At 35.9% G+C, this 23,792-nt stretch carries 16 protein-coding genes and 1 pseudogene; 5 read left to right on the forward strand and 12 right to left on the reverse strand.

Annotation, left to right across the window (positions count from 1 at the left end; all coding sequences use genetic code 11):
* Nucleotides 1–5: 5 nt before the first annotated feature.
* The 3 genes from cobA to nirB are packed head-to-tail and all read right to left on the reverse strand — an operon-like array spanning nt 6 to nt 3,707.
* Complete coding sequence (gene cobA / locus ND855_RS02720; RefSeq protein WP_265357085.1) at nt 6–797, reverse strand: uroporphyrinogen-III C-methyltransferase; 792 nt, start codon at nt 795–797, stop codon at nt 6–8.
* Nucleotides 794–1,174, reverse strand: a complete 381-nt coding sequence (nirD, locus tag ND855_RS02725) for a nitrite reductase small subunit NirD (RefSeq protein ID WP_265357086.1) — start codon at nt 1,172–1,174, stop codon at nt 794–796. The genes cobA and nirD overlap by 4 nt, the downstream gene beginning before the upstream one ends.
* Nucleotides 1,175–1,187: 13 nt before the next feature.
* A complete protein-coding gene (gene nirB / locus ND855_RS02730) occupies nt 1,188–3,707 on the reverse strand; it encodes a nitrite reductase large subunit NirB (RefSeq protein ID WP_265357087.1) in 2,520 nt (839 codons plus the stop codon).
* A 419-nt stretch (nt 3,708–4,126) separates the two neighbouring features.
* Between nirB and ND855_RS02735 the strand changes: the two genes are divergently transcribed.
* Complete coding sequence (locus ND855_RS02735) at nt 4,127–7,645, forward strand: nitrate reductase (RefSeq protein ID WP_265357088.1); 3,519 nt, start codon at nt 4,127–4,129, stop codon at nt 7,643–7,645.
* Nucleotides 7,646–7,677: 32 nt separating this feature from the next.
* Here the strand turns inward: ND855_RS02735 and ND855_RS02740 are convergent, their stop codons facing one another.
* Nucleotides 7,678–8,844 carry a putative sulfate/molybdate transporter gene (locus tag ND855_RS02740; protein ID WP_265357089.1) on the reverse strand — a complete coding sequence of 389 codons (1,167 nt, stop codon included), beginning with the start codon at nt 8,842–8,844 and terminating at the stop codon, nt 7,678–7,680.
* A 143-nt stretch (nt 8,845–8,987) separates the two neighbouring features.
* Here ND855_RS02740 and ND855_RS02745 point away from each other — a divergent pair, with 143 nt between their 5' ends.
* The gene (locus tag ND855_RS02745; RefSeq protein ID WP_265357090.1) at nt 8,988–10,085 is read left to right on the forward strand and encodes a PepSY-associated TM helix domain-containing protein; all 1,098 of its coding nucleotides are present in this window, start codon (nt 8,988–8,990) and stop codon (nt 10,083–10,085) included.
* A 38-nt stretch (nt 10,086–10,123) separates the two neighbouring features.
* On the opposite strand, the gene ND855_RS02750 is transcribed toward ND855_RS02745, so the two are convergent.
* From ND855_RS02750 to ND855_RS02760, 3 genes and pseudogenes are all read right to left on the reverse strand, one after another.
* Nucleotides 10,124–10,687: an LIC_11695 family lipoprotein gene (locus tag ND855_RS02750; RefSeq protein ID WP_265357091.1), complete on the reverse strand. Its 564-nt coding sequence runs from the start codon at nt 10,685–10,687 to the stop codon at nt 10,124–10,126.
* A 16-nt stretch (nt 10,688–10,703) separates the two neighbouring features.
* Nucleotides 10,704–12,922 (reverse strand): annotated as a pseudogene (locus tag ND855_RS02755) (TonB-dependent receptor).
* A gap of 268 nt (nt 12,923–13,190) precedes the next feature.
* Entirely contained in the window at nt 13,191–13,601 is a 411-nt protein-coding gene (locus ND855_RS02760; RefSeq protein WP_265357092.1) for a CoA-binding protein, read from the reverse strand.
* Nucleotides 13,602–13,873: 272 nt separating this feature from the next.
* Between ND855_RS02760 and ND855_RS02765 the strand changes: the two genes are divergently transcribed.
* Nucleotides 13,874–14,422, forward strand: coding sequence for a DUF4334 domain-containing protein (locus ND855_RS02765; protein ID WP_265357093.1), 549 nt, complete (start codon nt 13,874–13,876; stop codon nt 14,420–14,422).
* A gap of 26 nt (nt 14,423–14,448) precedes the next feature.
* On the opposite strand, the gene ND855_RS02770 is transcribed toward ND855_RS02765, so the two are convergent.
* The 5 genes from ND855_RS02770 to ND855_RS02790 all read right to left on the reverse strand — a co-directional run bounded on the left by ND855_RS02770 (nt 14,449) and on the right by ND855_RS02790 (nt 20,566).
* Nucleotides 14,449–15,588 carry a YheT family hydrolase gene (locus ND855_RS02770; RefSeq protein ID WP_265357094.1) on the reverse strand — a complete coding sequence of 380 codons (1,140 nt, stop codon included), beginning with the start codon at nt 15,586–15,588 and terminating at the stop codon, nt 14,449–14,451.
* Between the two features lie 2 nt (nt 15,589–15,590).
* Nucleotides 15,591–17,279, reverse strand: a complete 1,689-nt coding sequence (locus ND855_RS02775; protein ID WP_265357095.1) for a glycoside hydrolase family 2 protein — start codon at nt 17,277–17,279, stop codon at nt 15,591–15,593.
* A 1-nt stretch (nt 17,280) separates the two neighbouring features.
* Complete coding sequence (locus ND855_RS02780) at nt 17,281–18,609, reverse strand: MFS transporter (RefSeq protein WP_265357096.1); 1,329 nt, start codon at nt 18,607–18,609, stop codon at nt 17,281–17,283.
* A gap of 94 nt (nt 18,610–18,703) precedes the next feature.
* Nucleotides 18,704–20,230: a lipid A deacylase LpxR family protein gene (locus ND855_RS02785; protein WP_265357097.1), complete on the reverse strand. Its 1,527-nt coding sequence runs from the start codon at nt 20,228–20,230 to the stop codon at nt 18,704–18,706.
* A gap of 12 nt (nt 20,231–20,242) precedes the next feature.
* Nucleotides 20,243–20,566, reverse strand: coding sequence for a DUF3817 domain-containing protein (locus ND855_RS02790; protein WP_265357098.1), 324 nt, complete (start codon nt 20,564–20,566; stop codon nt 20,243–20,245).
* A gap of 223 nt (nt 20,567–20,789) precedes the next feature.
* Between ND855_RS02790 and ND855_RS02795 the strand changes: the two genes are divergently transcribed.
* Together ND855_RS02795 and ND855_RS02800 are read left to right on the forward strand one after the other, a co-directional pair.
* Nucleotides 20,790–22,799, forward strand: coding sequence for a neutral/alkaline non-lysosomal ceramidase N-terminal domain-containing protein (locus tag ND855_RS02795; protein WP_265357099.1), 2,010 nt, complete (start codon nt 20,790–20,792; stop codon nt 22,797–22,799).
* Nucleotides 22,800–22,968: 169 nt separating this feature from the next.
* Complete coding sequence (locus tag ND855_RS02800) at nt 22,969–23,766, forward strand: SDR family NAD(P)-dependent oxidoreductase (RefSeq protein WP_265357100.1); 798 nt, start codon at nt 22,969–22,971, stop codon at nt 23,764–23,766.
* Nucleotides 23,767–23,792 lie beyond the last annotated feature (26 nt).

Here is a 23,792-nt window from a genome sequence, read left to right on the forward strand (position 1 = left end):
ATCCCTTATATTGGAGATAGAATTGAAGCACAGCCATTTTTTAATGTTTTTAATTCTTCATATAATCGAACAATCTCTCCAACGACGATGATCGCAGGTGACTTCACATTGTTTTCTTCTACAATGGTCTCCATTGTTTCCAGATTCCCTGTAAAAACTCGTTCTGATTCTAAGGTGGCATTTTGAATCACAGCCATTTTTGTATCTTTTGGATTCCCTGAATTGATCAGTTCGGAAACAATCGTTCCAAGCGAATTTAAACCCATATAAATGATAATGGTTTTCCCGATACAGTTTACGTTCTGAAAGGAATCAGAATTGACTCCGTCTTTTTTGTGGCCTGATAAAAATAAAATTTCCCTTGCATAATCTCTATGTGTTAAAGGAAATCCAAGTGAAGCTGCAACACCCGAAGCTGCTGTGATACCTGCAACTATTTCACATTGGATTCCTTCTTGGAGAAGGGATGCAACTTCTTCTCCAACTCTACCAAAAATTAAAGGATCCCCTCCTTTTAATCTAACAATAGTATTATGATCATGAGTTGCTTGGATGAGTTTTTGATTGATTTCATCTTGTAGACAACTATGAATTCCCGATCGTTTTCCTACATAAACCATCTGAATCCTTTTCCTACACACTCCTAAGATCCGAGGTGAAACCAAATCATCATAAAAAACAATATCTGCTTTTCGAAGAATTTTTAATGCTTTGATGGTGAGTAACTCTGGGTCTCCAGGTCCAGCTCCCACAAGGAATACCTTACCACGTTTTTCATTTGGAAAAGTGGCTTTCATGATGAGACACCAAGCTCACGAAGCAGGGTTGATTCCATTTCTAAATAAACAGAACCATTTTCTAGAATGACATTGTATAAATTAATTTTTAAGTTTTCGTCATTCAAACACTCACCTGATTGAAGTGAAAAGTTCCGTTTGTGAAGTGGGCAAACAACTTTTGCTTCTCCATTGCTATCTCCAAGTAAACCTCTAGATAAAACCATATCACCGGTGTGGGGGCATGCATTATCACAAGCATACCATTCATTTCTTGACTCAAAGTAAAAAATGGCAATTTGTTTGTTCCCGATTTTTGCACTGACTCCACCTTCTTTTTCAAAGTCTGAAACTGGACCAATGAATACTTTTTCTTTTGTACTTTGATTTGCTAACATGATATCGTCTCCTTTATGATTTTACGAGGTCTTTTTCAATCCAATCTACTGGTCTAATTTGTCCACGTTCTTCTGTGAATTGTATGTTTGGATCTGTTTCGCTACTATTGACAAAGTGTTTGAATTTTTTTTGTTTTTCAGGATCTTCAACAACATCTTTCCATTCGCAATGATAGGTATTTACTAGATGTTTCATTTCTTCATCTAACTGTGAATTGGTACCAAGACGATCGTTGATCACGACGTCTTTTAAATACTCAATTCCACCTTCTAATTGTTCTAGCCATGTTGAAGTTCTCATTAATTTATCAGCTGTTCTGATATAAAACATCATATAACGATCAATGTACTTGATGCATGTATCTTCATCCAAATCTTCTGCAAAGAGAATTGCATGTTTTGGATTGACACCACCATTCCCACCGATGTATAAATTCCATCCTCTTTCGGTTGCGATGATTCCAAAATCTTTTCCACGAGCTTCTGCACATTCACGAATACAACCAGATACCCCACATTTTAATTTATGTGGTGCACGTATTCCTTTGTAACGTTCCTCTAGTTTTATGGCAAACGATGTACTGTCTTGAACTCCGAATCGACACCAAGTAGAACCAACGCAACTTTTAACTGTCCGCATTGATTTTCCATAGGCATGTCCACTTTCGAATCCATGTTCCACCAAATCTTTCCAGATAGAAGGAAGTTGGTCAATCCTTGCACCTAATAAATCAATTCTTTGCCCACCAGTGATTTTACAGTACAAATTGTACTTTTTTGCAACATCGCCAATGACTATGAGTTTATCCGGAGTAATTTCTCCACCTGGAATCCTTGGTACTACTGAATATGTACCACCTCTTTGGATGTTGGCTAAATACTTATCGTTTGTGTCTTGGATTTCTCTGTGTTTTAAAATCGGTTCATTCCAAATACTAGCAATGATGGAAGCAACTGCTGGTTTACAAATTTCACAACCATTCCCTTTCCCTATTTCTTTGATCGCATCTGGAAACGATTTTAATGATTTTACTTTGATGACTTGGTAAAGTTCTTTTCTTGAAAATTTAAAGTGTTCGCAAAGGTGTTCTGTTACTACTTTTCCTTGTGTTTTTAATTCTGCTTTGAGTATAGAATTCACTTGGGGCAAACAGCCACCACAACCACTCCCTGCTTTGGAACAATTTTTAAGACTTGTGATATCGAAACATTCCTTCTCTCGGATTGCCGTTAAGATATCTCCTTTGGATACATTATTGCAGGAACAAATTTTTGCTTCATCAGGAAGGGTATCAGCTCCAAAAAGATTTTCAGAAGAGACAGATCCAACAATTAATGTTTCTGGTTCTTCCGGTAATTCCATTTTGTTGAGATAAAAAGATAATAAATTACCGTACGCCTTTGCATCCCCAACAAGGATTCCTCCGAGTAAATACTTTCCATCAGGAGATATAACAAGTTTTTTATAAACTCCACTCCTTGGATTTTTAAACACGATTGGTAAATGTTCATTTTGTCCTAGTGCATCTCCAAATGAAGCCACTTCCACACCAATTAACTTTAGTTTAGTGGAGAGATCGGATCCAGAATATACCTTTGGTTTATTCCCTGGACTGCATAGATTAAACGCCAATGTTTCTGCCATCTCATAACCAGGAGCCACAAGACCGTAGATAAAGTTTCTGTGGAGTGCAACTTCACCGATGGCATAAATTCCATAGACATTGGTTCCCATGCCATCATCAACAATGATACCACCGCGTTCACCAACTGTGATACCTGCTTCTTTTGCCAATTCATCTCTTGGACGAATCCCCGCTGACACAATTAATAAATCGAAATCTAAAGTTCCCCCATCTTTAAAAGCAAAACCTTCAATTTTTTTGTCTCCCAAAACTCTTTCTGTTTGTTTGTTTAAATGGATTTCAACACCAATTTCTTCAATTTTTGATTTTAAGATGGCAGCTCCACCATCGTCCAATTGGCGTGGCATAAGTCTTGGTGCAAATTCGATGACATGAGTTTCTTTTCCTAAATCAACAAGTGCCTTCGCTGCTTCTAAACCTAGCAAACCTCCACCAAGCACTGCTGCCTTTTTTATTTTTTTACTGTATTCTAATGTTTCTTCTAAGTCTTCAATGGTTCGGTATACAAAAACTCCTTCTTTGTCTAAACCTTCGAGAGGTGGAATAAATGGAGACGAACCAGTAGCAAAAATCAATTCATCAAATTCTAATTCCGTTCCTAAACTTGTGACCAGTTTTCTACGTACGGTATCCAATGATACAGCAGGTTCTGATAATAATAATTTGATTCCGTTACTTCTATACCAATCAGGGGCAGAAAGATACAATGTATCGGCAGAACGGTTGGCAAAGTATTCCGAAAGATGTACACGATCATAAGCGCGTCTTGGTTCTTCACCGAGCACTGTAATTTCAAATTTGTCAGTCCCACCATATTCCACGAGTTTTTCACAGAATCTGTGACCCACCATTCCATTTCCAATAACAACTAACTTCCGCTTGATCATGACTGTACCTAATCCAAGAATCGAAACTAAAGTTACCGATCACGATAACTTACTATCCATTCATGCACGAAGTGTACCTAAGAAAGGCATCTAGTTTAAAAAAAGCCTAAATGAGAGAAGATTCGTAAGTTATTTATACAAAATGTCCATAATTTGTTAGAATATTCGAATTCCATTATAAACGAAGGAAAAACAATCTCCTTTTTTGGCCGAATGATTCGAGAGTTTCGGATTTGGAGTTAGATTGTTTCATGAATCTAGTAGCAAAATGTGTACAATGCGTACGATATGATCGTTTGATTCTGCCGAGGACTGTTCCAATTGGTTGGGGTTTAATGAGATTTTAAGAATATTCTTCTTTGAATAAGCATTTTTATGAAATTTTCAGCATTTGGCATAAATATTGCTGACTTTCTTTTGTGCAAACTACAGAAACCTATCCTTCTACTTGTTCTTATTGTGGTGTTGGTTGTGGTGTCCTTGTCGAAAAATTAGAAAAAAATGAAATTCGAATCGAAGGGGACAAAGACCATCCAGCCAATTTGGGTTTACTTTGTTCGAAAGGGAGAAACCTACATTACACTGTGATGGATCGAAGTGATCGGATTTTGACTCCGATGCAGAGGGTAAACAGAACTTCGGATCTCTCTAGAATTTCCTGGGATGAGGCATTGGATGCAATCAGTGATAAGTTCAAACAAATCATCAGAGCACATGGTCCAGATTCAGTTGGGTTTTATGTATCAGGTCAATTATTAACAGAAGAATATTATATTATCAATAAGTTGATCAAAGGGTTTATCGGAAGTAATAACATCGATACAAACTCTAGGCTTTGTATGAGTTCTGCCGTTGTGGGATATAAGATGGCGTTAGGTGAAGATAGTGTGCCAGTTTCTTATGAAGACATTGAACTTGCGGATTGTTTCCTCATTGCGGGTGCAAACCCAGCTTGGTGCCATCCGATTTTATTTAGAAGGATAGAAGCACAAAAAAAGAATTTTCCCAATACAAAACTCATAGTTGTAGATCCTAGAAAAACTGATACTTGCGAGGATGCTGATTTACATTTACAAATCCATCCTGGGACTGATATTTATCTCTTCCACGCAATTGCCAAAATTTTAATCGATAACAATTGGATTGATCATGAATTTATCGAATCTCACACAGAAGGTTTTGATGGGTTAAGTATTTTTCTAAGAACGTTTGATTTACAAGAAGCTGCCAATACCTGTGGCATTCCTTTGTTAGAGATCGAGTTGGCAGCCAAGTACATCCATGAGGCAAAAGGATTTTTGTCATTATGGGCAATGGGTTTGAATCAAAGTGTGATTGGTGTGAATAAAAATTTAGCTTTGCTCAATTTATCTCTGATCACAGGCAAAATCGGAAAACCAGGATCAGGTCCATTTTCTTTAACTGGCCAACCAAATGCAATGGGTGGAAGAGAAGTAGGAGGCCTTTGTAATTTATTACCTGCACACCGTGACCTGAGTAATCCTCTTCATCGGAAGGAAGTAGAAAGATTCTGGAACATCGCTGAAGATACAATCCAAAGTAAACCAGGTTTTACTGCAGTTGAAATGTTTGAAAACCTAAAAACAGGTAAAATGAAAGCAGTTTGGATCGTATGCACAAATCCAACTACGAGTTTGCCAGATGCTAGGATGGTAGAACAAGGGTTACGTGAGGCAGAACTTGTAATTGTACAGGATATCTCGATGAGTTCTGCGGCCATCCCATATGCAGACTATGTTTTACCAGCAGCAGGATGGGCAGAAAAACAAGGTACAATGACAAATTCAGATCGTAGAGTGACTTACTTATCCAAAATTATAGAACCTCCTGGCGAAGCGATGGCTGATACTTGGATCATCCAAAAATTTGCAACCAGGATGGGGTTTGGTTCATTTTTCTCATACAAAACGGAAGAAGATGTATTTTTAGAACATTGTGCTTTGACGGAAGGGACAAAGATTGATATTAGTGGATTAGATTATTCGATATTACAGAAGAAGAGATCAGTACAATGGCCTTTTCCTAAAAATAGTTTGGATGGAACTCCTAGATTATTTACAGATCATATTTTTTATCGTGCAAATGGCAAAGCTAAGATTTTTGATGTCACACCAGATGATACTTCAGAAAAAACTTCTGAAACATATCCTTTGATCCTCACTACAGGTAGAATCCGAGACCAATGGCACACAATGACAAGGACAGGGAAAGTCCGAAAACTAATGGAACACAAATCGGAGCCTTACCTTGAAATCCATCCAAAAGATGCAAATGTCATTGGGGTTATTGATGGTAGTATTGTTGAAGTTCTGAATGAAAGAGGAAGTGTTCGTGTGAAAGCGAAACTCACGGATTCTATCAAAATGGGAACTGTATTTTTGCCGATGCATTGGGGAAAAAAAAATAAGAATGATGCTTTTAGAGCCAATAATTTAACGAATAAAGAGTATGATCCTTTTTCCAAACAACCTGGGTTCAAAATATCTGCGGTAAAGGTCATTCCATATAAAAAAGAAAAAGATAAAATCCTCATCATCGGTGGTGGCAATAGTACTTCTGCATTTATCAAACATTACAAAGAACTTTGTCCAGAAGATGAAATCACTGTTTTATGTAAGGAAGAAAATCCATTATACAATCGGATTTTATTACCTGATTTCATCAGTGGTGAAAAAGAATTCATTGAGTTAGCTAGTGTCAGTGGAGAAGAGGTTGAGAATTGGGAGATTAAATTACATACTTCAACCTCCGTAACAGAAATTTTACCTGAAGCAAAAATTGTTAAGGATTCGATGGGTAATGTTTATTCCTATAATAAACTAATCATTGCAACAGGGAGTAGTCCTCAAATTCCAAAATCAATTTCTCCATCAATGGTGGGTGTATTTAGTTTAAGAGCAAAAACAGATGCTGATAAAATCAAAGGTTTTTTTGTCCCTGATTCTTTTGCCTTAATTGTTGGCGGTGGACTACTTGGATTGGAACTTGCTTCAGCACTTAAGTCTCTTGGTGTCAAAGTGACAGTTCTTGTTCGCACAAATCGATTGATGTCCAAACAATTGGATGTTGTTGCTTGTGATATTTTGAAAGAGGAAATTGAAAGCCGTGGAATTGAAGTTTTATTCAATTCCGAAATTAAAAAAGTACATGGATACGATCGAGTCACTTATGTTGAATTAAAGGATGGAAAAAAACTTTATCCTGATGGAATCGTATATGCGATGGGAACTAGCCCCAATTTGACTTTGGCAAAAGAGATGGGTATTGAAATTGGTGAAGGCATAAAAGTAAACGAATTTTTACAAACATCAGATCCTGATATATATGCAATTGGAGAAGTCGCTGAACACACATCAGGTGTATATGGAACGGTACTTGCCGCCGAAGAACAAGCAAAAGTAGCAGCAAATCACATTTATGGTTACCAGTTCCAATCTTATTCTGGGTCTTTACATTCGAATCTTTTAAAAATTCCAGGTTTAGAACTTGTTTCTCTTCGTTTGCCAGGCATTCAATTTGAGAATTTAACTGATGAATATGAAGAAATCGTTTTCCTCGATCGGAAAAGATGCAAATACAAAAAATGTATCGTAAAAGGTGACAAACTGGTAGGTGCTATTCTTGTTGGAGATAAATCGGAATTTGTAGAATATAAAACTCTAATCGCTTCAGGATTAGAGTTAGGAGAGAAACGAAACCAACTTTTATCTAGCATTTCAACCGCCAAACAGCCAAAAGGTGCCTTGGTTTGCTCTTGTAATGGCGTTGGAAAAGGGAATATCGAGGATGAAATTCTTTGCGGTGCTAAAAATTTAGCAGAAGTGATGGAAAAAACGGGAGCTGGGACTGGTTGCGGAAGTTGCCGGCCAGAAGTGAGTCAGATCATTAAAAATATGGTCTCCAATTCATATTCCTAGAAGATTCATCCTTTTATATTTTTGATTGGATTTTAGATCCTATTTTTATCTCCAATGGAAGTAAATGTTTTAAATCCAATGGATGTATAGTGGATACTCGTTCCAACAATCATCGCAATCAGAAATCCATAAGGTAATCCACTGGCAAGTAAACCTGTCATAATCACGATGATAAACTCTTTGCTATTCTGAAATGAGTCTTTGATCAATAAAATAAGTGATAATGATTCAAAAAAAAGTAATGTACCTAAGATAGGTAAAGGAAACGCTTTTATCAAAATATCTAACCCATTCCCCATAAATAAACCAGATAAGAGATAAAACAAGCCATACAATAGAACGGAAACACCTGTTCTACCTCCAAATGTATAGTGACCTACCATTCCACCAGCACCATGACAACAAGGTATCCCGCTAAAAAATGGTGAGATCAAATTCATGATAGAATAAGAAAAACCAATCTTTTTAATTGTGACTGGTTTTTTATTTGGGAATAGGTCATCTGATATTTGTTTTGTGGCAAGGATTGAATTCCCTATTGATAAAGGAATTTGAGGGAGTGTTAATAATATAAATCCCTTTAAGATCATTTCAAGATTTGGAACGTATATTTTTGGTAGATTGATTTCAAATTTTGAAAATGTTGAATATGTTTCAAAATGAAAGAATAAAGAATACATAAATCCAAAAAAGATAACAACTATTGAAGCAGGAACTTTTCGATTATCGATCAGTAGAATGATACACAGAAAGGAGATTCCAGCCAATATATAACCTTTAGCACTTTCAGAAGGGATATATTCCTTGAAGGCAAGCATACTCAGACTAATTCCTAATCCAAGTTGTAACCCTCTGACAACTGACTTTGGAACAAATTTTGCTATTTTTTCGAGTATTCCTGTCGTTGAAAAAAACAACATTAGAATTCCAATGCTTAAACCTCCACCTAACACGATAGGGCCTGCAATTTTTCCGGTAATTACGATTGTTGCCATTGCTTTAAGAGGTTGGACAGGCATTGGTCTTTTGTAGATAATGCCTGTTAGTATTTGCATACAACCAAATATAATGAAAACACTTGGAGCGTGAAGCCCTGCCGCTAACACCATCGCAATGAGAATTGGAAAATCAGTTCCAATATCGCCGAAAGCACCTGCAATTTCATTCCGATTGAAGGCAAAATCTTTTTGTTTCCACATAGTTATGTGTAAGTTGTCCGCTTCTTAATAGATCAGAAACTGTATTTTAACGCTCTATTAAAAAAGTGAAATTAGAAAGAATCCTTTGATAGAAGTTACTTGAAAATGAGACCTAATCTCAAATAAATGGAAGAATCAGAGGAATGGAAACAAAATTGAAAGCAAAACGTTTCTACCAACTCCATTTGTTTCTAGGAATTTTTGGATCTAGTTTTTTACTCGTGATTGGGATCACAGGATCCTTACTTGTTTATGGGAAAGAAATCCAGTCTTTCTTGACTCCCATACAAATTCCAAACCTAACGCATCGACTTTCATTTGATGTTCTTTACCAACGGCTTGTTCCGCAACTGCCTGAGGGGAGTATTGCTGGTTGGTTGGTGTCTGATCTTTCAAACCAACCCGATCAAATATGGTTTCATGACACAAACATTCCGAGTAAGGAAGTTGTGTATTTACTTGATCCTTACAATGGAAAGATCATTGGTTCATTAAATGAAGATCGCAGTGATAGTATTTATGGATTTATTTTAGTACTACATTATAGTTTATTTTTTGGGAAAATTGGATATTTTTTAACAGGATGTTTTGCAATTGTATATTTTTTACTCGTGATTACGGGAATCAAATTGTACAAACGATTTTGGATTAGTTTATTTCGTTTTCGATGGAAAGAGAGTATTCAAATCTTATTTTCCGATTTACACAAGTTTGTCGGAATTAATTTTATATGGTTTCATTTAATTTTATCAGTCACTGGTGCTTGGTGGAGCATACGAGATACAATCATTCGGACCGAGTCAGAAGAAAAAATTGTTCATGGACTATGGACAAACTCTAAGTCTATCGAATCTTTGATAGAAAATACTAAAACAAAAATACATGGTTTTAATTTAGGATATATTTCATTTCCGCATCATTCAAAGGATGAACCAATCGGTTTATATGGAAACCGAAACAATTCGAATGGTTTTGAAAGTCGATACGGTTCTTATGTTTTATTTGATACAAACACAAACCAATTGTTGAAACTCGTTGATATTTCGAGAGAACCAATCCAAAATCAATTTTTAGATTCGTTTCGTCCTCTCCACTTTGGAACCTTTGCAAACCATTTCAGTAAAGTGATTTGGATACTTTGTGGTCTATCCCCAGCAGTTTTATCTGTGAGTGGGATTATGATATTTTATCAAAAACGAAAAAATAAAAGGAAAGTTCTAAAACAAAAAACCCAATCTTAAAAATTGGGTTCTTCTTGGTTTGTAATCTGATCTAATCTTTATTGCCAACACTTTGTAGGATCATAACAAACATATGTTCCGTTATACCCTTCGCATGCTTCTTTTGCATTTTTTAAATTGTTAATTCCATAATAAATGTAAGCTGGAATCAAATATTTGTGTTCACCTTCTGTGGAATAAGCATAAGGGATCAAATCATTGATACCATCCACTCCATCATAATGGCATGCACTTATTTTATTGTTGATAGCACAGGGTCCATTGATCCTTTCTACTACTATATCAATTCCAATCGCATTTCCAATAGTGGCGTAAGTTTGTTCAATATTTAATTCCCATTCAGCTTGTTTTTCTAAGTATGCTGTTGAGTATTCCCGACAAAATAAATGCGGACCATTTTTAATACTAAATCGATGGCTATAAGCAATCGTTAGTCCTAGTTTTTGGCCTTCACTCAAACTGTTTGCATTTAATTGTTGCAATGTTACAATTTCTACCAATTCATTGTTTGTGATTTTTGATTTAGGATCAAAAAGGTTACATTGGAAACTGTTTACTCCAATGAAAAAAGATAGAGATAGAATTTTAATTTTTGTTTTCATATTGTTCTCCGCAAATTTAGATTTTATAGGTTAATATAAATCCGTATGTTTTTGGTGCCCCTGGAACTGCTTGGAATGTTCCATCTATGTATGAGGTGAAATAGTATCTATCGTTGAGATTGTTTACATAGAGGTATGCAGAGAGATTTTCTTTTTCATAACCAACTCTTGCATTTAATACATAGTAAGGATCGCTATACACAGTGTTATCTGCCGCGAAGTACATTTGACCAACAGCCTGGAATTCTCCTCTTAAAAAAATCCCAAAATCATTCCTGTATTGAAGGTAGCTGAGTATGTCGTATTTCGGTATAAAGTGAACCCACTTACCATTAAAATTTCGATTGAGTACTGTGTCTTGGAACCGATTGAATATCCCTTCTGTATAACCAGCAGATAAACCTATTTTGGTATCTTTTTGTGGTTTTAAATAGCTCTCAAGTTCATAACCTCTAATTGTAACTAACTCAGCATTAAGATTTACGTATTGAGAAAGATTGATTGCTCGGATTACATGAAAGTCTTGAGTCTCTGTATAAAACTGTGTATACTTCAGTCCAAATTTGTTTTTAAAAATTCTGATTTGATTCCAGCTTCTATCGTGTCATTAATTTCGGGCTTAAAACCTGCTTTGGATGGAATGTTGACAACAGTGCTATAACCAGCGTTTTTGTATCCTCTGCTTACACCGATAAAAAACATAAGATTTTCAATTGGTTTGTAATCAAAAATGATTCTAGATACATTATAGTTATATCGATTTTGAATTGAATACGGATCGGATAAAAGAAGTGTATCACCTGCAGGATTTGAAATTGAAGGTCCGACGGCAAGTTCTGAATGTGATAATTGGCTGTCTTGTCTTTCGAGCCTTGCTCCCAATGTAATCGTAAATCTTTCAAAGAAAGTGTAACTATTGTGTGTGTAGATGCTTATGTTTTTGTCAGTTAACTTAGATAGGTTTTTTTCTTGGGTAGGTGCATTTAAACCAGGGAAATCATTGATCACATAGAGTTGTACTCTATGTTCTTTTGCTTGGTCAATATTCGTTATTTTATTGGAAGCATAGATTCCTATTTTGAATTGAAATGGATTTTGCTTATCATTCGACTCTAGAAAAATATCATTGAGAAATGTTGTAGATTTTTCAATGTAGATCGATCGATTTTGGTCCACTTTTGTGAAATCGGAATCAGCAGTGATTGGATCAATGTCCATTTTGCGTAAAGCAGTTGCTGATTTTAAGTTAGAGTGTGGTAATTTGGTTGTAGTCGATAGTGAATATGTATTCCCGGTGACATTACTTTTTCCTTCGTAATCCCAATATACTTTTCTATCTCCATTTACTCGATTTATATACGTTCCGTATAACTTTGAACAATTGGAAGGTGCTGCAACACATCCTTGTAGCAGGGCTTTTTCTCTCTCTGATTTCGCGCCCAAATAGTTGACAAGGTTAAGGGATCCATCATCAAAACTTTCAGCACTAATTTGTAAGTCGGCTTCAAAGATTTGATTCGGGGTAAAATACAATCGAAATCTACCTGCATTACCTTTTCTTCCATCGGGGTGTGTTTTATAGATTTCGACAGGGAGTTCATAGGGTCTATTATTGGGATAATAGAATCCAGTTACGTTAGATAAATATCCTTCTCTTTCTGTTGTTTTACCTGCGACTCCGAAATATAGTTTATCATATATTATTGGAGAATTATAATATACTGATGTTTCTTGTTTCTTGTAGTTCCCTATATCAAATGTGATTTTTCCCTCGGATAAATTGGTAGGTTTTTTTGTTTTGATTTCAACCACACCACCTTGAAAATTTTTACCAAATAGAGTAGCTTGGCTTCCTCTATAAACCTCAATGTTTTCAAGGCCGTATAACTCTGTATTAAGAGCTACATTATCATTTAATGGGATCCCATCTAAAATCAGTCCGACAGCTGGTTCACTGAAGGCAATACTTCTCATACCTCGTATATTAAAGTATGTGAAGTTACGAGATCCTGAATCAATGATGGAAAAATTTGGAACTTGTTTGTCGATATCGCTAGTTCGATTGATCCCGGCATCCTGGATTTCTTGTTCATTCAATCGACTGATACTGTTAGGCGTTCTTAAGATTTCACGGTCCCTTTGGTCTTTTTTCCCTGTAACATGGATCCCGTTTTCTTGTTTTGATTTGGGTTCACCTGTTTGCGCGAAAACATATGGAACTGGGAGTGGCGTCAAACAGAGGCAGGCGAAGGCCACTAAAACCAGGTCAGATCGATCACAGAATCGCCATCGTGGTATGATTTTTGGTTTAGACTTTAATTGAGAATTGATCTCAAATAAAAGGGACATACCGGCATGGTTTGGGCACGGTCCATTTTGTCAAGCAATAATGAGAATGAGGCGCAAAATCATATATTTTAGAAACGTTCCCCTCTAAAAGGGGGATCGATTTGGCTGTTTAGACACATGTTTATGTAACGAAAAAGTGCAATGGAGAAGGGATTTAAAAATACTTTTTGTACTCAATGATGAGGCAACGGTTGGAAACAACTTTGATCCCTGCGTTTTCTGCTCTTTTTTCTGCTTCTGGATGAGAGATTCCCAATTGTAACCACAAAACTTCAGTTCCACCTAACGTTAGAATTTCATCTACCACCTCTGGGATTTTGTCAGAACTTCTAAAGACATCGATGAACTTCCGATTTTCTTTTGGGATGTCTTGTAAACTTTTGTAAATTTGAAATCCGCCTATCGTATGTTCTTTGGGATAGGTTCCGATGACATTCCAACCTTTATCACGAATGAAAACAGGGACATAATGACTAGGTTTTAATGGATCTTGGCTTAAACCATACACCGTAATTGTGGGATAGGATTGGAGTAAGGATTTAATTTCAGAATCTTGAACATTCATAAAATGATTATATCCTGTTATGGAAAAATGACAAGTCACGTCATAGAAAAACGAATTCTTCTTTAAGATTTATATCACCTAAAGGAAGTCCTTTGACTTTCTCCAATCCAATTCTGTTTCAAGAAAAAGTAATCGGTGTAAGTAAAATCACTCATAAACAAAGAAAACAATATCATTTTGTTCTCCTTTCGCATTCTAAAAAATCTGATCTTCATTGGATAAATATTTCCTAAAAATGGAGGATTGCAAAAACAGGTATAAGTTATTTATATATGAAAGACAAAAAGCTTGAAACAAGATTTCACGAGATGCGTGCTAAAAAGAACAACTCTGTTGAAGATTCATTTGCACTCTATGATGCATTGGATGTAGTTCCACTGAATGAAATGATGGGGCGTTGGCATGGATCAGGATTTCATACAGGTCATACTATGGATGGAGCCTTAGAGACATTTAACTGGTATGGAAAGGAATTTGTTGATCTTGAAAATGTTCATCCTCTGGTTTTTAAATCGTTTGGAAAAACATTGTTTAAGGTAAATCCTTCGTTAATGCCCGTAAGGTTAGCTACACTTATTCCATCTACAAAACTATGGCCATTACGTTATCTTTTTTTATTAGTTCGATTTTTATTCCAAACGAAACATTCGAAAGCTCGTGTAAGACAAATTGAATTTAGAGGAAAAGTTTCCTCTGCAATGATCTATGATAATCTACCAATCCATGATGTTTTTCGTAAAGTTAATGAAAACACTTTGTTTGGATGTATGGATTATAAAGGGATGAAACAACCATTCTTTTTTGTATTAGAACGTGATTAATTAGAAGTCAGTTTTAAATTTGGTTTTTATTTACTGGAATTTTTTGAAGAGATCCAATTGAAAACTGACAAAAAATATTCACCAATCAATTGGTTCGACCAAGATTTGGCAGAAAAACCTTCATAAAATGCAATATGACTACCTCGTTTGGTGTGCACATGTATCGTATTTTTGAGGTTTTCAAGCCAATGTAAGTTTTCTAACACATTCAAATTTACGCATATAGGATCATCTGCAGCATTTAAAACCAAGAGGGGAGTTTTGATTTGATCCGCAACAAGTATAGGATTTGAATATTGATAATAAGAGTCTTTATCTTTAAAACCAGATATGGAATGGAGTTTATCCTGAAATTCTCCAAGTGTTTTAACATTCAATAAATCTTCGGTCCCTCTAACATTGGCAAAACTTTTGTAATGTCGTTTCAGAAAGTAGTTAATCATTCTTTGGCCCATGATCTTGCTATACACAGGATGGACACGGTGGAATGCTTTTTCGATATCATATGCGGGTGATACTGCAACTGCAGCTTGGAATAGACTTTTTGCGCCAGCCTCTCCTAAATAACGTGCTAATAGCCCTGAACCAGCAGAGATACCAACACCAAACAAAGGTTTACTTGGGAATTGTTTTCGAATATGATTTAATTGTTCCTTTAAATCAGAAGTTGATCCCATCGTATTGATGATTGGTTTTGTGAGTGGAAGGTTACCGTGACCTCTTCGGACACAAACTACCACGATCCAATTCAGTGTATCTCTGATATGAGAGACCGTTGATTTAATGTCTTGTTCATCTCCGCTGATTGTGTGAAAAACAACGACAATTGGAGTTTTGTCTTTGTGATTGACAGATTGGATTCCTGACCATGCAAGACCAGTTGTACCACCATCTTTCATTTCTAAATGTTCAATTTTATCATAAACAAAATCTTTTGTTTTGGATTCACGAAACATCAAAAGAAATAACATGAAATGGGGGTTGTAACACCAAAAAGTTGGAAAATAACGTTTTAATAACTTGGGTGTTTCAGAAATAATTTTCGAAGAAAATTCCGTATCAATGAATCGAAGTGTTGGAGATTCAACTACATTGATGAAATAATTCACAAAAAAAACAAAGACAAGAATCAAACTGATTGTAATGTAAATATTTCCAAATATCATTCTTATTTGTACTTTAATTTTGAATTCAGTTCTTGCATGAAAGGAATGTCAAATTTAACAACTTTTCTGTCGTAGGTAACAATTCCATTAATTTCTTCTTCCACATCACTCACTTGTGTGTAAATTGAAGCACTAAGTCCTTTTGGGATTAATGGAATCAGTTCATTTTCGATCAATTTTTTATATTCGTGGTGTAAGGTTTCTTTATTAGGTAGGATTTTGTATCCAAAAAGTTTTTTATCATCATACACATGGTTTTCTGTTTTAAGAGAATACCCACCAAACTCAGATAATACGATTACGCGATCTTCTTTTTTGGGAACTTTTAACTTTTGGTAGTACAGGTGTAAACTTTTTAGTTCACTGCTATTTTTCCCTTGGTCATACCAACCACTTACACTATCAATGGTTCGAGTCGAATCCAGATTTTTTAGTTTTTTGGTGAGGTTTACGCTATCAAACTGTCCCCATCCTTCATTGAATAAAACCCAAACAGATAAAGAAACGGTATTATACAAAAGGTTTACAGTTTGGTCCATTTCCTCTATAAATTCTTTTTTCCCTTTTTCATCCGTACGATTTAAAAACCGATGTTTTGTATCATCGGTTTTCCAGCCAATAAACGGTAGATAGGCGACTTTCCAGGTTTCATAAGGACCTCCACCACAAACAAAGTCTTGCCAAACCAACATTCCCAATCGATCACAATGATAGTACCACCGTAACGGTTCAATTTTGATATGTTTTCTTAATGTGTTAAAACCCATTTCTTTCATTAATTGGATTTCATTGATCATTGATTCGTCGTCAGGAGGAGTCAAAAGTCCTTCTGACCAATAACCTTGGTCAAGAAGTCCATTATGAAAATATGGTTTGTTGTTAAGGTATAATCTCTTAAATTTTCCATCATATCCAATGGAAAATTTACGCATGCCAAAATAAGATGTCACCTCATCGTTTTTGGTTTTGATCCTGATATCATATAATTTCGGGTTTTCAGGAGACCATAAAATCATATTTGGGATTTGTAATGTGCAAGTTTTTTTGGAACTTTCTGCAATCACTTCATCGCCGTTTAGAATTTGAATTGTGATGCCATCAGTATCAGAATTGACTTCGAGTTCTACTGACTTGGTTTCTATGTTAGGTGTTATTTTTATATTTTGAATATAATCTTCGGAAACACTTTCCAACCAAACAGTTTGCCAGATTCCAGATTGAGGTGTGTACCAGATGCCACCTCGTTTTAGTTTTTGTTTGCCTCTCGATTGGTTTCCTGTATCTGTTGGGTCTGTAACAGTGAGTCTAATTTCGTTTTTACCAATTTTAATCGCTTTCGAAACATTAAAAAAGAATGGTAAAAAACCTCCCTGATGGTATCCAACTTCAATTCCATTGATATAACAAATGCAGGAATAATCAACAGCACCAAAATGTAAAAATGTGATATCCTTTATAAAATCAGAACTGATTTCAAATTCTCTTTTGTAAAATAAAACTTCATTAGGTTTTAGAATCAAATTACCAAGCCCACTTGCCTTTGACTCTGGCGAAAATGGAACAATGATTTTGTGTTGGTATTCGAGACTTTCACCTTTTTTTACATGTCCTAAAAACCATTCTCCATTTAAATTTAGATAACTGTCTCGTTTGAGTTGTGGTCTTGGATATTCAGTGTGAGGTATTTTCATTCTAGTTTTGATTTCCTCGTCTAATTAGCATTAATGGATAAAAGATAAACAGACAAAAGATGGCTCCTGTTATGAATATTTCTGGAGATGGAACATGTGCTATGCTCCCATTGGCTGGATCAATATAGGTTAAATTCGTGGATTCGTTGATTTTTTGTCCAATCATGGGTCCGATGAACATTGGAATTAAGACAAAGAAGATCATCCGGATTCCTTGCAATTTTCCAGTATTTTCAATTGGAGTATAGTCTCTGATTTGAGCACCAAGAAGCGCTAAAACTTGAACAAAACCTGTGATTAAAACCAAACTAGTAAAACCAACAGATACCATTAATATTGTAGAGTCGTAGCCTTTTAATGTTTTTGCGACTAGATACAATGATGCCATTCCAAAGATATAAATAGTAGAAAATTGTAAGAGCAATTTGTCTTTATCTTTCCCATCGAATTGTTTTCCAAGGAGTATGGTAATGACACTTGCACCTAATATCACACAAGCGAGAACGATTGAATATTGTATGGCATTAAAACTGAGATACTCTTGCATAAATATGATCAAATATGGCATGTAAATCTGGCTAGCAATTCCATAAATCCCCATTGCAACGAAATACAAATACAATCGTTTATGATTTAGAATTACGGAAGTTCTAAAACCGTATAATAAATCGGAAATAAAATCTGATTTTTGCGCTTTAAGATTCGGATGATCTTTAATGAACCATATACCAATCAAACCAGATAACGACATCAAGGTTCCAACAGCAATGAATAGTCCAGGGTATCCGAGAGCAATGACGATCATACCAAACCCTCCAGCAACGATTAACATTGCGATGAGTGGCATTGCCGATAAAACACCTTCGGCCAAACTTCTAGCATTCCCTGTATTATCGGTAACATATGCATTAAAGGCAGCATCATTTGCTGTTGATCCAAATGCTGTCATGATACAGTCGAGAGTGATGACAATGGCGATTGTGAGTTGGATGATTTGTGTTTCGTCTGTGATCCCAAACCAAAGGCTTGTGTTTTCCTTCGAAACGAAAGCAAACGATAAAGTAAGAAATCCCCAAAACAAATAACCAAGAGAGATAAAATACTTTCGATTCCCGAGACGATCAGATAAAATTCCTGCGAACAAAGTGATAAAAGTCGCAACAATTCCGCTCAGTTGCACCATAAGAGTGACGGATGATGTACTTTTAGAAATTGTATTGTAGATAAATAAATTGAAGTAAATGTTTTCTACAGACCAAGCGATTTGGCCAACAAGACCGAATAATATTAGAACAAACCAAAGACGTCCACTCAAACTGTGATTTTTCATGATCGCCCAGTTTTCCTAAAAGTCTGTCTGTTTGGCGACTCTTATTTTTGAATTTGGTTCAAAACTTTAGGCTGATTCAAATACCCATTTGTTCCTAAAAGACCTTCCCTAGTTGGAAACCAATCCATTGGTGTTGTTGGGGTAATCCTTTTGCTGCTTGGAAATCAATCGTCTGGTAATTGTAATGTAGGCCAAATAAAAAACCTGCATTCGAAACTGAAACAAATCCTGCTCTGATAAATCCAACTGCACGTTTTAGGTCTGCAATATAGGTTTTGTTATCTCTATATTCGATTTCTTCGCGTAACAACTGTAATAGAGTTTCTCTTTGTTTAGGGTCCAAAATGAATTGAGAAAGAACTTCATAGGAATAATAGCGAATAATGGGAGGGAGTTTTCCTCCTTCCGGCCTAAAGATTGAATATATGGCCAATGCTCTTGCATTTGTGGGAATTTGGTCCCACTGTGCTGCTAAATTCGATAATAAAAACAATCGAGTGGTACGCTCAATTTCCTCAGCGCCATTAAAGATATTATTAAAAATTAAATAATTTAATCCAATGTTATATGGGTTTGATGTACCATTTACCAAAAATTCATTAAACAAAATATACCGTTGTAAAGTATTCCTTCCGTTATCTTCAGATAACAATCTGTATTGTAACTCTTTTTCTCCCACATTAGGAGTTGGATTGTTTAAAAAACTATCCCAGTTACTAAACGACGAACTTCTGTTTTGTGATTTATATGCTTTATCCGAACCCATTTGCCCTTGGATCGTTGCATTGTACGCTTGTAAGGTGCCACCTGGATTTACATAAAAATACCAATAACCTTTTCCATCTTCATGTAGGATGGGAGATCCTGGTTGGAGTGCTGAACTGCCCGGCCCTGGTGTTTTATCCACATTACCAAATCGAAAAATCAGTCCAAAAGAAACATCTGTTTGGATATTTCCTAAATTTACATTGTATTGGGTTCCAAAAAATCGATGGTAAAATTTTCGGATATCAGTCTTTAACGCAACAGAATAAGAATCTGGTATTTGTGTGTCCCAACCTTGCGGAGTAGGGGAACCAATGAAGTTATGAAAATTGATTTGTGCTGATTTCCCTCCTACAGATGGCCCTATCATACCTAACTCAAGTTCTGTGGTGATACTTGTATCTTCAGTAAAGGTTGTTAATGAATTTGTAAAATAACCTCTGCTGGAATATGGCCTATCTCCATAAGATACATCCGCCTTTGTGATGTTTGTGGGCGTGTAAAATTCCTGTCCTACTGCAAATCCTTGTAGGTATCTTGTTTTTTCGTTTGGTGTGATAAATAAATCATTCCAATAACTGAAAACTTTTCTAGTAGGATTCGATTCCCCTGCACTCATATGAAATTCTAATCTTGATCCATTTGTGTAGTACCGATCTGAAAAACCTCCAAATGCATCATTTTCCATGATCAAACGAAGTTGGTATTGGTCAGGATTGTTTGGTTTAGTTCTTTCGACTTCAATTGGTGGTTCAACAACTGGTTTGATCAAAGATTGTTTTTTATTTTGTTTTGACTGTGCATATGACAAATCAACTAACAAAATATATATGAATATTGAGAGGAGAATCTTCATTGTTTTCATATTTCAGTTTTGATGGTTTTGGTCATTATCTGGTTTTAAGTATAAATATTTTTCAGCCCAAAAAGTTCCAAATGGAATCACAGATGCAAGTGCTGCGAGAAATGTTTTTTTCAGTTTCCAATTCAGTTCTACTTTCACTTGGAATAATTCAACTAGATACAAAAGAAACAACAGACCATGTACAAGTCCCACCACTTTATTTGGTTCTGGGTTGTGGTAGATATACTTAAGAGGCATCGTTACAAATAGAATTGTTAAAAAGGAAACTCCTTCCAGAAATGCCAAGATTCGGAACCTACCTAGTTTCGTTTTGATTAGAGTGATCATAAAACTCCCTATTTTTTACTACCACCAACAAACTTGGTGACCTGGAATTCGTCCGTACATTCTTTGTGACCAATGGTCGGAGTGGTTCTCTGAAAACCAACTCTTCTGCCATTTGTTCTTTTTTGAACGAAAAAACTTCCTCTCCTAGGATTTCATTCCGATCTGATTAGTCGACAATTGTTCGGGATTGACATTTTTCTTGGAACCACATAAAACGAGAAGGATGAAAATTCGGAACTACCTTTCCTTCTTTCTCTTCTTTTCCCTTCCTCTATTGGCAAATGAGTCAGGGTCGTTTTTTGCTGGGATGGCCAAAAAAGACATCACAGGACCTCCGGTTGGAGTTATGTTTTGGGGTTATGCCCGCGAAGACCAAACAGGAATGGGAATCCAAACCAGACAATATGCACGTGCATTGGTAATCGAAGATACAACGACAAAAAAACCATTTGCCTATGTCACAGCAGAAGTAGGAGGGATTCCATTTGAAATCCAAAGAGAGGTGGTTTCTAAATTACAAAAGGAAGTAGATCCAAATTTTCATTTGGGGAATGTTTTATTAAATGCATCTCATACCCATAGTGGACCTGCAGGTCATTTTCATTATTCAGAAATTTCTTTTTATTCCACTCAGTTTTATGGTGACTCCTATACTGTGTTACGCGATGGAATTTTCGAAGCCATCAAGGAAGCGTATCAAAAAAGAAAACCAGCAGAATTAAAAATTGGTAAAACATATGTGAAAGATGCAGGTGTGAACCGAAGTTTGTCTGCTTATATGGCAAACCCAGAATCGGAAAGGAAATTATACCCAGACAATATAGATAAAGAGATGGTACAACTCAATGTTTTTGTAGAAGGTAAACCAATTGGATTTGTGAATTGGTATGGAGTACATCCGACTAACATAACATTTGATAATCGATTGATTTCTTCAGACAATAAAGGAATCGCATCTTTACTTGCAGAAAAAGAAGCAATCAAAAATGGAAATTCATCCTTTGTTGCCATTTTTGCACAAGCCAACGAAGGAGATGTATCTCCAAATTTAAATTTGGACAATACAGGACCAGGGAAGGATATTTACGATAGTAGTTTTATCATTGGGAAACGACAGTTTTTGGCAAGCCAAGAGATTTTAAAAGCAAATGGCAAAATCTTAAAAGGTGGACTTCAATTTTCTCATACATTCATCGATATGAGCAAACACCCTGTTAGCAGTGAATTCTCCGGGACAGGGAAAACTGAATTTACTTGTCCTTCTGCATATGGATATGCTTTTGCTGCTGGATCAACAGAAGAAGGTGGAGGTCACTGGTTATTCCATGAAGGTATGACAGAGAAAAATCGAAAATTCTATATCGATTGGATCGCCAAATTCATGTTACAGTCACCTTCTGAAGAATTAAGAGAGTGTCAAAAACCAAAAGCAGTTTTATTCCCTATGGGTGAAACAAAACCACTTCCAAGCCTACCTCAAATATTGCCATACGGTATTGTGTTAGTTGGTGATTTTTCGATACTAGTATTGCCCCATGAAGTCACAACAATGTCTAGCCGTAGATTAAAAAAGGAAGTAAAAGTTGTTATGAAGGATAAAATTTCTGAAATTGTTTTATCTGGATTAACAAATGATTTTTCTGGCTACATAACAACTCCAGAAGAATATTCTACACAAAATTATGAAGGTGGACACACCTTACATGGATCACAAAGTTTAAATGCACTGCGCCAAGAATTTTCTAAAATGGCAAGAGATCTTGTAAAAGGAATTGAATTTTCGAAATCATCAGTTTCAAATCCTATGCCTCTCGATTTATCCGATCGAATCCATCCCTTAAAACTTCCAGATTCAGAAATTGTTTCCGAAATACCAAAACAGGTGTTAAAACCAAGTGCAGGTGATTACAAAAAAGGAGACAAAGTGGTTTGCCAGGTGAATGCGGTTAGTCCCAATATTGGTTATCCGAAGGTCACTTCTTACTTATGGCTTGAAAAAAAAGTAGGAACAGATTGGAATCGTATGAAATCCGATGCTGATTTTGATACAAAATTTGTGTTCCACAAACCTGGATTTTTTGACAAAGGCATTGGAAAATCAGATCTTATTTGGGAATCTAGTGATACTGATTCGGAAGGAGAGTACCGATTGGTACATGAAGGAATTTACTTATCAAGTGATTTGAAAAAATATCCATACAGAGTGGAGTGCCCTTCCTTCCAATTACATTAATCACATATCAAAAGGATGTGTCTGTTCTTTATTCAAAGAAGAGACCATCCGATTCCTAATACTTCTATCTCAGACTATACAATCTTTTCACTCTTAGAAAAACAAGTTGTGAAAAATACCTAACGTATAAAATTTTCTCAGATTTATTTTTTCGGATTAAGGGGAATCTATGAACGAATTTTACCGAGATGAATGGGTTTGGATCACAGGTGCCTCTTCTGGGATCGGGAAAGAATTGGTGAAACAAGCTTCTGCACAAAATGCAAAACTTTTACTTGCATCCCGAAAAACAAAAGATTTGGAACAAATTGCCAAAGAACTTGGACTCGAAAAAGGGAGATACGCGATTGAAAAATTGGATCTCGAAAACTATAAACAAGTCTCTATTTTTACCAAACGATGCCTTAAAAAATATGGAGTTCCGAAGGTGGTCATCCATAACGGTGGGATTAGCCAAAGGTCTTATACAAGGGAAACCAATTTAACGACGATCGAAAAAATTATGAATACCAACTTTTATGGCGCTGTTGAGTTAACGCGCGCTATACTTCCAGAAATTAAGAAACCAATCCATTTTGCTGTAATTTCAAGTGTTGCAGGAAAAATGGGAAGTCCATTACGTTCTGCCTATTCTGCATCTAAATTTGCACTTGTGGGATTTTTCCATTCGTTACGAGCGGAGGAAGAAAAAACTGGTTTATTTGTAACAATGGTTTATCCAGGATTTATTCAAACCAATATCTCAAAAAATGCATTACAAGGTGATGGATCTTCGACAGGAAAAATGGATTCTGTAATTGCATCTGGTTTGCCTGTCCAATTATGTGCACATAGAATCCTTCACGCGGTCGCAAATAAACAACGTGAAGTTGTGATCGCAGGGATCAAAGAAAAGTTTGGTTTGTTTTTACAAACGATTCTTCCTTCTTTGTTTTTTAAAATGATCCAAAACGTAAAAGTAAGATAGGAGATTAGAGTTTTGAAGCAGAGAGT

Origin of the sequence: Leptospira paudalimensis, from assembly GCF_026151345.1 — a bacterium.
GTDB classification, from domain to species: Bacteria; Spirochaetota; Leptospiria; order Leptospirales; family Leptospiraceae; genus Leptospira_A; species Leptospira_A paudalimensis.

Coding starts and splice junctions, on each gene's coding strand:
- cobA (WP_265357085.1), bottom strand. CDS start 797: ATGAAAGCCACTTTTCCAAATGAAAAACGTGGTAAGGTATTCCTTGTG.
- nirD (WP_265357086.1), bottom strand. CDS start 1,174: ATGTTAGCAAATCAAAGTACAAAAGAAAAAGTATTCATTGGTCCAGTT.
- nirB (WP_265357087.1), bottom strand. CDS start 3,707: ATGATCAAGCGGAAGTTAGTTGTTATTGGAAATGGAATGGTGGGTCAC.
- ND855_RS02740 (WP_265357089.1), bottom strand. CDS start 8,844: ATGTGGAAACAAAAAGATTTTGCCTTCAATCGGAATGAAATTGCAGGT.
- ND855_RS02745 (WP_265357090.1), top strand. CDS start 8,988: ATGGAAACAAAATTGAAAGCAAAACGTTTCTACCAACTCCATTTGTTT.
- ND855_RS02750 (WP_265357091.1), bottom strand. CDS start 10,687: ATGAAAACAAAAATTAAAATTCTATCTCTATCTTTTTTCATTGGAGTA.
- ND855_RS02760 (WP_265357092.1), bottom strand. CDS start 13,601: ATGAATGTTCAAGATTCTGAAATTAAATCCTTACTCCAATCCTATCCC.
- ND855_RS02765 (WP_265357093.1), top strand. CDS start 13,874: ATGAAAGACAAAAAGCTTGAAACAAGATTTCACGAGATGCGTGCTAAA.
- ND855_RS02770 (WP_265357094.1), bottom strand. CDS start 15,588: ATGATATTTGGAAATATTTACATTACAATCAGTTTGATTCTTGTCTTT.
- ND855_RS02775 (WP_265357095.1), bottom strand. CDS start 17,279: ATGAAAATACCTCACACTGAATATCCAAGACCACAACTCAAACGAGAC.
- ND855_RS02780 (WP_265357096.1), bottom strand. CDS start 18,609: ATGAAAAATCACAGTTTGAGTGGACGTCTTTGGTTTGTTCTAATATTA.
- ND855_RS02785 (WP_265357097.1), bottom strand. CDS start 20,230: ATGAAGATTCTCCTCTCAATATTCATATATATTTTGTTAGTTGATTTG.
- ND855_RS02790 (WP_265357098.1), bottom strand. CDS start 20,566: ATGATCACTCTAATCAAAACGAAACTAGGTAGGTTCCGAATCTTGGCA.
- ND855_RS02795 (WP_265357099.1), top strand. CDS start 20,790: ATGAAAATTCGGAACTACCTTTCCTTCTTTCTCTTCTTTTCCCTTCCT.
- ND855_RS02800 (WP_265357100.1), top strand. CDS start 22,969: ATGAACGAATTTTACCGAGATGAATGGGTTTGGATCACAGGTGCCTCT.